Origin of the sequence: Chryseobacterium sp. P1-3, from assembly GCF_000738495.1 — a bacterium.
GTDB classification, from domain to species: domain Bacteria; phylum Bacteroidota; class Bacteroidia; order Flavobacteriales; family Weeksellaceae; genus Chryseobacterium; species Chryseobacterium gallinarum.
This window is the reverse complement of sequence record NZ_JPEQ01000004.1, coordinates 113,852-125,898: the sequence shown is the minus strand read 5'-3', so window position 1 is coordinate 125,898 and position 12,047 is coordinate 113,852. Positions and strand designations below refer to the sequence as shown.

Sequence of the window (12,047 nt, the reverse complement as noted above, 5' to 3'; positions counted from 1 at the left end):
TTTATAGACACGCGCTTTTTTTATATGCTCTCAAATAGCTTTTTTTTCACCTTGATATCTGATGAATCCGGTCTTTGATAAGAGATAATTTTTTCTGCAGCAAAATAGATGGAATCTTTTTCCATTACTTTTACCGCATAAGGATTTTTAGTCATCATGGCAGAGTCTTTTTTCTCAAAAACCTCTCCATAGCCTCCTTTGATATACCTTTTTTCTTTCGGGTCATCCAGCATTACATTTCCGGTTGCTTTTCCAAAGCCACTCAGCTGATTATAATACATATCGTCCCCTGTAAGGATTTTATCATTATAAAAAATCTTGGAATTTTTATTAAGGAAGGCTTCCTTGGTTTCCATCTTATAAGTTCCTCTTTCCGTGTATACCCTGTTTTTTGGATTAGCCTTGTTGGTAATGGTTGTTGGTCCGGTAAAGTCGGCAACCTTTGTATTTTGATTCTGTTTGATATTAGGTCCTTCAATAATGTACTGCGGAGTATCTATCTTTACGTTTCCGGTAAGATCTACTATTTTGGTATTGAGAAAATACGTAGCCGATTTGGTATAGGTTATATTCTGTCCGTCCGAGATTGTACCTCCGGTATTAAAATAGGCCTGATTGGAGATCCTGTCATAATACAGGATATCTGTCTTAATGGTTTGTTTCGGATCTGTAAGCACTACATTTTTCCGGGCAACCCCTTTCTGGGTATTCCCGTCATATTCCATCTCTCCTGCAGTAATTACGGAGCCGTCGGTATTCTGAAGTCTTGTATTTCCGATTGCTTTTACAAAGTTTTCCTCATTATACAGGATGACTTCATCTGCTGTAAGAACAGAGCCCTGGTGTTCAATCTGAACATTTCCTGTGAAGTACTGATTGCCGTCATATTTTTCAGGGTCTTTTATAATTTTATCTGCGTGGATGATTTTTACTTTATCTTCAGGCTTTGTCTGGACAGGCCGGGCCGATGAAGGAGTCTGCAGATAGGGATCTCTCTTCACGGGAGTTTTTATCCTGCGCAAAACTGAGCGTAGAGATAAAAAAGTAACAGAAAAAGGATTATTCTCATTAATTAGTCATTCTTAGTGCCATAAAAATATAGCGAATGAGAATCAATTTTTACGCCAAATGCATCTTCAATGGCTTCTTTGATTCCTTGAATTCTGGGGTCACAGAATTCAATAATTTCTTCAATTTCTTTATCGGAGTCTTTTTTTGTAGATTACCAGATGGTCATGCTGTTTATCAAAATAAGACTTTTCATAAGATGAAGAGGTCAGTGTTTTTTCTCCGAACTGATGTTTACGGATCAGGCCCGCATCCAGGAAAATTTCAATAGTGTTGTAAATTGTAGCTTTGGAAACATGATATTTTTTTCTGCATCATCAGAAGGTACAGATCATCAACATTGAAGTGATGATCCATATTATAAATCTCTTCTAATATCGTATATCTTTCAGGGGTGTTTCTAAACCCTTTTTCCAGTAAGTAGTTTCTTAAAACATCCTTGATCAAAGCTATATTTTTTTCTTTTTGTATTGTATCCATTAAAAAAAATTATCTACAAATTTATTGATTTTTTATTTAAATAGATATCATGCTCAGATACTCTAGGAGTTGTGACGGAAATACCCGGATTGCTCGATCTTATTATCATAAACGGTAAGTTCCGTAATAGGAGCAGACTCTACCTCAACGTTATGCGAAGATACTCCCCAGGCTTTAAAATCATCACTTCCGATATACTTCACAAAATTGTAAATATTAAGGGTAATTTTCTGTTTAACCGTCAAAAGAATATCGTTGATATAGGTATTATCTATAATCACATACTTAAGATCCGGCGGGATATTGTGAGCTCTTAAAGACGGATGGCTGCTTCTTGACGGAATGGTCCCATCAGCCATTAAATCTTTTAAAACCATATTGAAGTAATCGTTAATTCTCCGGTCTACTTTAAATCCAAGAAGGAAGTTTATTTTATAAACAGTTCCGGGAAGAATTTCATCTACAGTATATTTAAAGGTGTACGGATCTTCCTGGTTTACAATACTTAGGATAAAGTAATGATCTGCTCTTTTCGGCTGTTTTTTAATAATGGAATAAATAATTTTAGATTCCACTTCATCATTTCTTTTCGCCCTGCTCAGGTAAGCAAGATTTGTTGCATATTTAGGAATGGTTTCGTCCAGCTTCATATCTTTAAGAATAGAAACATACTTTTCTATTTTCACATACTGGATAAAGTTGGCCTTAATTAATCGTCCGTTATACCAGGCATACATACAAACTGCAATAAATCCTCCTAACACCATTGTCAGCCAACCTCCGTCTACAAATTTGATCACATTTGCGTAGAAGAAACCTGATTCAAGGAACAGATAAACAATGGCAAAACCTATAATAAAAAATTTTGCTCACCCTTGTTCTGCTCAGCCAGAATAAAAGGAGAATGGTTGTCATGAGCATGGTAATGGTAATCGTCAATCCATAAGCGGCTTCCATGCGTTCTGACTTCTGGAAGAATACAACGACGATAAAACAAAAAGCCATTAATCCCCAGTTGATTCTTGGAATATACATCTGTCCTTTAATCCCTGAAGGATATTCAATATGCTGATTAGGCCAGAAAGAAATAGACATTGCCTCCGAGAACATGGTAAATGACCCGGTGATAACCGCCTGACTCGCAATAATAGCTGCTGCTGTGGCCAGGATTACACTTGGTAAAACGGCCCATTCAGGCATTATTCCAAAGAAAGGATTTACTCCGTTGTGCACCTGGTGATAATTATCAAGCAGCCATGAACCTTGTCCCAAATAGTTTAAAATAAGCATCAGCTTAACAAATACCCAGCTGATTCTGATATTCTTTGCACCACAATGCCCCAGATCCGAATACAAAGCTTCTGCTCCCGTTGTACAAAGGAAAACAGCCCCCATAATAACAATGGCACTTGAAGAGTGGGTGATCAGGTTATAGGCATATATCGGGTTGAATGCTCTAAGAATTTCAATGTGATCAAATATATGAAGAGATCCGGAAACTCCTAAAACCAGGAACCACGTCACCATAACAGGGCCGAAAAACTTTCCGATGGAAGCGGTTCCAAACTGCTGTACGACAAAAATCACAAATAAAATCACCAATGTAATAAGAACAACAGGCGTTTCGGGATTGTAGATTTTCAGACCTTCAATAGCGGACATCACCGTTAAGGAAGGAGTGATAACACTATCGGCTACCAATGTGGATGCTCCTATAATGGCGACCACATACAGCCATTTTTTCTTCAGTTTTTTTACTAATGAATAAAGAGCAAGGATTCCACCTTCCCCTTTGTTATCTGCTTTAAGAGCAATGATTACATATTTGAGGGTAGTCTGAAGCGTCAACGTCCAGATGATACACGATAAAGCTCCTTCAATGTATTCATCAAACGGCATAGCGGCGCCTTCTTTTCTTGCGTTCACAATTGCTTTCATTACGTAAAGCGGTGACGTACCAATATCTCCGAAAACGATTCCAAGAGAAACTATAACGCCTACAAATGAAAGCTTCTTTAAGTCAAAATGATGACCGCCTTCTGTAACTTCTGCCATATCAGCCAATTTATTTTTTTAAAAGCGCAAATTTATATCAATTTTATGACCCTAAGAACTTTTCTTCATGAATATAATAAATGAAAAAACTTCCTTTCGGAAGTTTTTCTCTATAATTATTTCACGTACATCGCTTTTTTGATTTCTTCTTTTACTTTTTCAAGTTTTGGGAACCATTCTGCAAACAATGCTGCTGAGTAAGGTGCAGGCGCATCAGGAGTAGTAATTCTCTTGATAGGAGCATCTAAATAATCAAATGCTTTTTGCTGTACCATATAAGTAATTTCTGAAGATACTGAACCAAACGGCCATGCTTCTTCCAGGATAACCAGTCTGTTTGTTTTCTTCACTGATTCTAAAATTGTATCGAAATCAAGAGGGCGAACTGTTCTAAGGTCGATCACTTCTACAGAGATACCTTCTTTAGCCATATCTTCAGCAGCCTGGATAGCCAGCTTCATGATTTTACCGAAAGAAACCAAGGTAACATCTGTACCTTCTTTTTTGATATCTGCTTTTCCTATTGGTAAGTAATATTCTTCTTCAGGAATTTCCATTTTATCTCCATACATCTGCTCAGATTCCATGAAAATAACAGGGTCATTATCCTGGATTGCTGTTTTCAATAATCCTTTTGCATCATAAGGGTTGGAAGGTACCACTACTTTAAGCCCCGGGCAGTTGGCATACCAACTTTCAAAGGCCTGAGAGTGTGTAGCTCCCAATTGTCCTGCTGAAGCGGTAGGACCACGGAAAACGATCGGACAGTTCCACTGTCCACCACTCATCTGACGGATTTTCGCTGCATTATTGATAATCTGATCAATTCCTACTAGTGAAAAATTGAATGTCATAAATTCTACGATCGGTCTGTTTCCATTCATTGCAGCTCCCACGGAGATTCCTGCAAATCCAAGCTCTGCAATCGGAGTATCGATTACTCTTTTCGGACCAAATTCATCCAGCATTCCTTTTGAAGCTTTATATGCACCATTATATTCTGCAACTTCCTCCCCCATCAGGTAGATGGATTCGTCTTTACGCATTTCCTCGCTCATTGCCTGTGCAATTACCTCACGAAAAGTATATTCTGCCATATTTTCTTGAAAAATTTAGAGTACAAAAATAGTGTTTTTTTTATTATACACATAACAAAAAGGCATCTCATTTGAACAAGACGCTCCAATATTAAGAATAATTCAAGACGTGATGTTTAAAACAGACAAGTTATTGAAGCATAAAGAACGTTAACCTATACTTCTATTATTTTTAGAAATTTCCTTGCAGCGTAGTTCTTTGTAGTTTTCATAAAAAAATGACATTTCATTGCTGAAATGCCATCTTTAAAATTCTATTTAAACTTGATTAGTTTGCTTTTTCCCAAACCTGGGTTCTTCCTAATAATGATAATCCCAGATATCCTCTTACATTAAGCTTATCACCGCTTCTTGTAATCGTGCATTTGTAGGTTTTCCCTGTTTTAGGATCGGTAATACTACCCCCGGTAAATTCATCCCCTTCTTTTTTCAGCCCTCTGATGATTTCCAATCCTACAATCGGTTTCCCTTTTCTGTCATCTTTACAGGCTGTACAATTAGGATCAGCCGGCTTTATCAGTAACTGTGAAACTTTTCCGTAATATTTTCCGTCTGATTTTTTAAATATCTCAACAATGGATTTAGCCTGCTTTGTTTCATCATCTATAGTCTTCCACTTTCCTTCTATCTGTGCAAAGGTAAGCACACTGAACAGGGAAAGGACGAATGTTAACATTATTTTTTTCATATTTCTTATCGTTTTAATTTTATACAATATTCTTTTATAAGTATTGATAAAAATATAAATTAATTTTCAACAAACAAAAACTTTTATTATACAAAGCATAAGGAAGCAAAGAAGGCAGGAAAAGCAGTGATAAAAAATCCAAATTCCGGATGATAAACAGTCAGACATTTTATCAAAAAGTTGTCATCCTCATTCTTCCTCCTCTTTCTAATTCAATTTCCTGTTGATTACCCTATCCATATAATCCTGATACCAGGCTTTCGCTACCTGTTTTCCTTTTTCAACTTCGGCAGTTTTCAGCTGGTCTATCAGATTTTTTTCAAGTCCCAGATCACTTTTATCATAGACTCCGAGGATTTGTTTTCCGTCAAAACGGTACATATAGTTTCCGATAATAAACTGTTCGGTGCTTCCATCAGAATTTACAACAATAGAGGGATAGTTTTTGTTGCTTACCAGGCTTCTCCCCCAGCTTCTGATAGGTTTATTATAGCCGATAAGGTCTGCCAGTGTCGGATAAATATCTGCCTGTTGTGCTGTTTCCTGGCTGATTCCTTTGAGCTGATAATCAGGGTTGGGGGAATAAAAAATCAAAGGAACAGCATACCGGTTCATTGCCCGTTCATATTCAGAATAATACACCTGGTTGGTATGATCCCCGGTGAAAACGAAAATCGTATTGTGGAACCAGGGCTGCTTTTCAGCGGTCTCAAAATACTTTTTAATGGCATAGTCCGTGTACTGGATCGGCTCATGCATTTCTATTCTGCCTTTTTTAAATTTCCCGTTGTATTTTGCAGGGATTTTAAAAGGATGATGTGAGGAAGCGGTAAATACTGTAGCCATGAAAGGTTGTTTTTTTCCCACATTTTTAGCAAAATACTGAAGGAAGGGCTCATCCCATATTGCCCACATTCCATCAAAATCCTCATCATGATTATATTCTGTTTTTCCAAAATAATGTTTGAATCCCAGGATATTTCCGAATCCGAGGAAACCCATCGATCCGTTGGGTGCCCCGTGGTAAAAAGAGGTATCATACCCCAGATCATTACAAACGGAAACAATAGACTGAATTTTCTGATTGGAATACGGAGATCCTGTAAAAGCATCTGTAAGGCTCGGAATTCCTGCCAGTACACTGCTCATTCCGTGAATAGACTGTCTTCCATTGGCAAAAGTGTTGGGAAAAATAAGACTTTGAGTGGCCAGACTATCTATAAACGGAGTGTAGGAAACGTAATCTTTAATATTCTTATCTTTATTAAAAGCTCCGGAATATTCTCTTCCGAAAGATTCTACGATGAAAATAACAATATTAGGACGATTTTCAACTTTTCTTTCATATACCTTGTAGGGAAATACATGATCTTCAATATATTTTTCATCTACAAAATGAACTTCTTTAAAATTATTCGTATTTAAAGTTCTGAAAAAAGAAAATGTACTATTGAGAACCATGTTCCCCTGTAACGGATTTGTTACAAAACGGGTAGCATCCACCATATTGATAGGTCTTGTGCTATGCTTGAAGTCCCCTCTGATCCCTCCTACAACCAAAACGGCCGTAATGCATAAGGTAACAATCGAATACAAAAAGTAAGGAAGCAGTTTTACCGGTTTTTTATCTTCAACCTTTACTTTTTTATAAAGGAAAACCCATACCACCATTAAAACAATATACCAGATCAGTACAAAAGGATGTTGCCCGATGGAAATCATTAATGTTTTTGAAACGTTTGACTCATGCTCTGCCACCTGAAATACTGCTGAAGTAAGCCTTGCCTGGGAAAATTTATAATAAATAAAATCCCCGAAGTTCATTGCATAGGCCAATCCGTTGGTCAAAAAATAAAGCCAGAAAAGAACTTTCTGAAAGCCTTTTTTAGTATTGATCACCAATGGCAGCAGGCTGAGAAGGATAAATAAGGCATTCACATATAAAATAGCCGTTGTATCGAAAGCTGTACCGTGATAGGCTAATTTTATATATTCCGAAACGGAATCCACTTTAATAAGGTCTTTATTAAAATACCAGAACAAAAGTCTGGCAATCTGATAAAAAACATATGCTAAAAAAAATTCTGTAAAGCAATACCAGAACTTCCTGTTTTCTAAATCCTTTTAAAAATTTCATGCCGCAAATTTACATCAAAATCACTATAATGCATTTTTTAGTCCATATTATTTTGAGCTGTAATTTTTAAAAACTGTAATTTTGTGGTTATGGATTTTATAAAGAATAATCTGGCCAACGCTTTGACCCTAGCTAATTTATTTGCAGGTTCCATAGGTGCTATACATCTTATTTCAGGAGACTATCAGACCACAGCCCTTTGTCTTGTTCTCTCCGCAGTTTTTGACTTTTTTGACGGTTTTGTTGCCAGAGCCCTGAAATCAAACTCTAACCTCGGGCTTCAGCTTGATTCTCTTGCGGATATGGTGAGTTTTGGATTGATTCCCGGCCTTACGATGTATAAAGCCCTGGAGCCTTTCGGAACTGAGCTGCTGGGAATGCATTTACCTTTTGAAATCAAATATACAGGTTTACTGGTTACCGTATTTTCCTGTCTGAGACTTGCCATTTTTAACCTTGATGAAGAACAGCGTTATTATTTCAAAGGTCTAAATACTCCTACCAACACCGTTTTACTTTTCGGTTTGTATTACGCTTTTAAAGAAACCGGTAACTTCAGCTTTCTGTTTGAGAATGCCTTGTTATTGATTTTACTCACCATCCTTACCTCCTGGCTTTTGATCAGTCCGATAAAAATGATGGCTATAAAATTCAAATCCAGGCAATTAAAAGATAATTACCCCAAACTTGTTTTATTGATAGGCGGCATTATTATTATTGCCTTATTTAAAGTGGTGGGAATACCGATACTAGTCCTTTATTATATGCTGGTATCATTAGTTTTTCAAAACCAGTTAAAATAAAAGCTTCAGGTATCGGAAGATAAAAAATACATATGAGACTAAAATAAATACACAATCTCATTTTCAAATTAAAACACATTTCAAATTATTAATCAACAACATGAATTTAAAACTCCATAAACCGCTTTGTATTTTTGACCTGGAAACTACAGGTACAAATATCGGAAAAGACAGAATCGTTGAGATCTGTATCTTAAAGGTAAATCCTGATGCTTCCAGGGAGAGCAAGACATGGCGTATAAATCCGGAAATGCCCATTCCAAAAGAATGCAGCGAAATTCACGGAATTTATGATGAAGATGTAAAGGATGCTCCTACCTTCAAAGAAATTGCTCCCAAAATCATGGAAATGATTACCGGAAGTGATCTGGGAGGCTTTAATTCAAACAGGTTTGATGTTCCTCTTTTGGCAGAAGAGCTGTTACGGGTGGGAATGGATTTCGATCTTAGCAAATTCAGATTAGTGGACGCGCAGACTATTTTCCACAAAAAAGAACCCAGAAACCTGGGAGCGGCCTACCAGTTCTATTGTGGAAAAACATTGGAAAATGCCCATTCTGCAGAAGCTGATGTGATGGCCACATTTGAGGTATTGGATGCCCAGGTGGGAAAATATGATGATATTCCTAATGAAATAGGCCCTTTAAGTGAATTTACCTTCCATAATAAACATGCGGACCTTGCCGGATTTATCGGATACAATGAGAAACTTGAAGAAGTTTTTAATTTTGGAAAATATAAGGGACAATGTGTAAAGGTAATATTCCAGAAAGATTTAGGATATTTCGGGTGGCTTCAGAATGCCGATTTCCCGCTGTATACTAAGAAAGTATTTACTAAAATTCAATTATCTGCTAAATTTTAAGAATGTCTGATCTTGTCCGTTTTAAATTTTATGAAACTGCCCTTGAAGCCAACAGGGACAAACAGATACTGGCTGAAAACGGAATCAACAGTTTCATTGCGAATGAACAGCTTATCCAATCGGATTGGCTGCTTTCTCAAGCTGTAGGCGGCATCCAGCTTCAGGTTTTTGAAGATGATATAGAGCAGGCAAAAAAAGTCCTTCAGGAATACCATGATAATGAAAAATTTGCCCTGGAGGTAGAACACACCATTGATCATCCCGGATTTGATTTTGTATGTCCCCGATGCGGCTCCAATCATATTTACAGGGACGACAGTGCAACCAGCTTCTTTGGGATTTCCTTTCTGACAAGCCATACATTTAAATGTTATTATTGTGGAAATGAATTTACCCGTTAGTCCTCAAAAATTATATGAGTCTGTTTTTAAATATAAGTGTTTCGATCAGATGGTCAATATCTGAAATAAAATAAAAAATTATGAAAATTATCTGCATAGGAAGAAACTACAGTGAACATGCCAAAGAATTAGGAAACGAGATTCCGGAACAGCCTGTCATTTTTATAAAGCCTGATACAGCAGTTTTAAAAGGAAATGATTTTTACCTTCCCGAATTTTCCAATGATATCCACTATGAGCTGGAAGTTGTGGTTAAGATTTCAAAAGGCGGAAAATATATCCGGAAAGAAACCGCTCACAAACATTATGAAGAACTTAGCCTTGGAATCGATTTTACAGCACGGGATCTTCAAAGTGAATTAAAGTCCAAAGGACTTCCGTGGGAGCTTGCCAAGGGTTTTGACGGCTCAGCTGTGGTAGGTAATTTCTTCAAAAAAGAAAATTATGACCTTGAAAAACTGTCTTTTTCACTCTTGAAAAACAAAGAAAAGGTGCAGGATGGAAATACAAAAGATATGATATTTAATATTGATGATATTATTGCCTTTGCTTCTCAGTATTTTACCTTAAGGGTAGGTGATCTTATTTTCACGGGAACTCCGAAAGGAGTAGGAAAAGTAAATGAAAATGATATCCTGGAAGCTTACCTTCAGGATGAAAAAATTCTTGATATCCGAATATTATAAGTATTTAACACAAAAGTCTGGTAAATTTTTCCTATCTTTAGGTAACAAAATGAAAGGTTATGATCAATATTATATTACCCGTAGATTTTGGGGACAAAACAGACCAATTGGTAGATGGTGCCATAAAATTTGCAAAACAGATTAACGGCAGAATCTATCTGATCCATGTAGCACCATCAGACATTGGCTTTGCTATCGGTGATATGGGATTCCAGTATTTTCCGGAAGTGGAAGCCAACGAGATCAGAGAGGAACTTATTCAGCTTAATAAAATTGAGCAGAGGATAATTGCCCATGATATTGATTGTGAGCACCTTTTAAAACAAGGTCTTGCCAAAGATATCATTCTGGAATATGCCAAAGCAAAAAATGCAGATTATATTGTGATGGGATCACACGGAAGAAGCGGAATTTATGATGTATTTGTCGGAAGCTTAACTAAAGGGCTGACCAAAAGTTCGCCTGTTCCGGTGTTAGTACTGCCTATTCATGCTTAAAAACAGAAAATTTTAATCGTTAGTAATAAAAAAACCGATCAAATAAATTATTTGATCGGTTTTTTACTATATAACCAATTAATTAACCTTCTTTTTTATAGATATTCGGATCATAGTAAGGATGCTTACCTTCCGTTGGAGAATAATAGTCTTTATCCTTGTCACCACCTAGTGTAACCACCAGAACATAGCACCAATATGTAAATAATACACAGCAAACAATAAATAGGATCCAGTTTAAAACATTACCGAAAGCATCAAAGAAACCGAAAGACCATTTGAAAACTTTGCTTAAGAATAGAAAGAAAGACGTCATTATTTTCCTTTTTTAAATTAACTTTGTACAAATTTATAAAAAAATGTTTAAATTACTTTCAAAAGAAAGCAATATTTTTTCAATCCCTGTTTATATTGGTTGCCTTCTTTTAGTAGTCGTAATATTTAACATACTGAATTTCAATACTTACGAAGCAATTGTTGCCGGGATTACTTTTCTGGGAATTGCTTTGGGATATTTTTGTTTTCACAGTATTGCGCTTAATTATCAGACCCATCTTCCTTTGTTCCTGTACACCTTTTTTTATTTTTGGGCTGTATCCGGGGAATTTAGATATAGGAATTGCGGTTTCCCTGCTTACCAATTCTTTTCTTATTCTTCTTTTGACGAGTGCAGATGAAGATATCAGGAAGAAGTCATATGTACTGGTGGGAGCTATTGTTGCCCTGAATTTTATCTTCCTTCCTACCACCTGGCCTATGGCCGTTTTTGTGATCATTCACGTAGTGGCTACTTCTGCCAGAATAGGGCTGAACCTTTTCAGGTTTCTTTTGGGGATTATTCTGATCACATTCAGCTATTTCTCCGTGATGTATTTTGTACAGTTTACTTCCTGGAATATAGATTATTTCCCATTCGGAAAAATGAAACCTGTGACAGATTATACAGAATTACTACCTTTGATTCCTGTAGTCCTGATGCTGATCTATGCAGTATATGATCATTTTAAAAATTACAACAAGAAAAGCCCGATCAGCAGATATAAATACACCTTTCTGCTTGTATTTTCTGTTGCTCAGCTGATCACGATTATTCTGTATATGAATAAAAACTATGAATATTTGCTGCTGTTGGCTTTTCCATCGAGTATTATCCTGAGCAGAATGATGAGATTTTTACCGAAGTACTGGATGCAGGAAGCCAGCCTATGGCTTATCATTATCAGCTTGCTGACCTTCAAGGCCGGTACCGTTTTTGACTTATTTTAAAAAA

General features: G+C 36.6%; 13 protein-coding genes and 2 pseudogenes. 7 read left to right on the top strand and 8 right to left on the bottom strand.

Going from position 1 to position 12,047, the window contains the following annotated elements; genetic code table 11:
- Window positions 1–20: 20 nt before the first annotated feature.
- The 7 genes and pseudogenes from HX13_RS23280 to HX13_RS03275 all read right to left on the bottom strand — a co-directional run bounded on the left by HX13_RS23280 (window position 21) and on the right by HX13_RS03275 (window position 7,525).
- Window positions 21–1,001 carry an OstA-like protein gene (locus HX13_RS23280; RefSeq protein ID WP_238555003.1) on the bottom strand — a complete coding sequence of 327 codons (981 nt, stop codon included), beginning with the start codon at window positions 999–1,001 and terminating at the stop codon, window positions 21–23.
- A gap of 71 nt (window positions 1,002–1,072) precedes the next feature.
- A pseudogene (locus HX13_RS03295) lies at window positions 1,073–1,548 on the bottom strand (Fur family transcriptional regulator).
- A gap of 62 nt (window positions 1,549–1,610) precedes the next feature.
- Window positions 1,611–2,381, bottom strand: a complete 771-nt coding sequence (locus HX13_RS25305; RefSeq protein WP_316931254.1) for a KUP/HAK/KT family potassium transporter — start codon at window positions 2,379–2,381, stop codon at window positions 1,611–1,613.
- Window positions 2,371–3,603, bottom strand: a complete 1,233-nt coding sequence (locus HX13_RS25300; protein ID WP_262483477.1) for a KUP/HAK/KT family potassium transporter — start codon at window positions 3,601–3,603, stop codon at window positions 2,371–2,373. The genes HX13_RS25305 and HX13_RS25300 overlap by 11 nt, the downstream gene beginning before the upstream one ends.
- A gap of 116 nt (window positions 3,604–3,719) precedes the next feature.
- The gene (locus HX13_RS03285) at window positions 3,720–4,700 is read right to left on the bottom strand and encodes a pyruvate dehydrogenase complex E1 component subunit beta (protein WP_050019897.1); all 981 of its coding nucleotides are present in this window, start codon (window positions 4,698–4,700) and stop codon (window positions 3,720–3,722) included.
- Between the two features lie 268 nt (window positions 4,701–4,968).
- Window positions 4,969–5,388: a DUF2147 domain-containing protein gene (locus HX13_RS03280; RefSeq protein ID WP_050019896.1), complete on the bottom strand. Its 420-nt coding sequence runs from the start codon at window positions 5,386–5,388 to the stop codon at window positions 4,969–4,971.
- A gap of 207 nt (window positions 5,389–5,595) precedes the next feature.
- Window positions 5,596–7,525: pseudogene (locus HX13_RS03275) on the bottom strand (LTA synthase family protein).
- A gap of 89 nt (window positions 7,526–7,614) precedes the next feature.
- On the opposite strand from HX13_RS03275, the gene HX13_RS03270 reads away from it, so the two are divergent.
- From HX13_RS03270 to HX13_RS03250, 5 genes are all read left to right on the top strand, one after another.
- A complete protein-coding gene (locus HX13_RS03270) occupies window positions 7,615–8,328 on the top strand; it encodes a CDP-alcohol phosphatidyltransferase family protein (protein WP_050019895.1) in 714 nt (237 codons plus the stop codon).
- Between the two features lie 100 nt (window positions 8,329–8,428).
- On the top strand, window positions 8,429–9,193 hold the full coding sequence (locus tag HX13_RS03265; RefSeq protein WP_050019894.1) for a 3'-5' exonuclease: 765 nt from the start codon (window positions 8,429–8,431) through the stop codon (window positions 9,191–9,193).
- A gap of 2 nt (window positions 9,194–9,195) precedes the next feature.
- Window positions 9,196–9,594: a DUF2007 domain-containing protein gene (locus HX13_RS03260; protein ID WP_050019893.1), complete on the top strand. Its 399-nt coding sequence runs from the start codon at window positions 9,196–9,198 to the stop codon at window positions 9,592–9,594.
- An 80-nt stretch (window positions 9,595–9,674) separates the two neighbouring features.
- Complete coding sequence (locus HX13_RS03255) at window positions 9,675–10,280, top strand: fumarylacetoacetate hydrolase family protein (protein ID WP_050019892.1); 606 nt, start codon at window positions 9,675–9,677, stop codon at window positions 10,278–10,280.
- A gap of 59 nt (window positions 10,281–10,339) precedes the next feature.
- The gene (locus HX13_RS03250) at window positions 10,340–10,777 is read left to right on the top strand and encodes a universal stress protein (protein WP_050019891.1); all 438 of its coding nucleotides are present in this window, start codon (window positions 10,340–10,342) and stop codon (window positions 10,775–10,777) included.
- A gap of 82 nt (window positions 10,778–10,859) precedes the next feature.
- Here the strand turns inward: HX13_RS03250 and HX13_RS03245 are convergent, their stop codons facing one another.
- Window positions 10,860–11,093, bottom strand: a complete 234-nt coding sequence (locus HX13_RS03245) for a DUF6341 family protein (protein WP_002976854.1) — start codon at window positions 11,091–11,093, stop codon at window positions 10,860–10,862.
- A gap of 43 nt (window positions 11,094–11,136) precedes the next feature.
- On the opposite strand from HX13_RS03245, the gene HX13_RS23275 reads away from it, so the two are divergent.
- On the top strand, window positions 11,137–11,454 hold the full coding sequence (locus HX13_RS23275; RefSeq protein WP_238555002.1) for a DUF6427 family protein: 318 nt from the start codon (window positions 11,137–11,139) through the stop codon (window positions 11,452–11,454).
- Window positions 11,438–12,043, top strand: coding sequence for a DUF6427 family protein (locus HX13_RS03240; protein ID WP_410493102.1), 606 nt, complete (start codon window positions 11,438–11,440; stop codon window positions 12,041–12,043). The genes HX13_RS23275 and HX13_RS03240 overlap by 17 nt, the downstream gene beginning before the upstream one ends.
- Window positions 12,044–12,047: the final 4 nt, after the last annotated feature.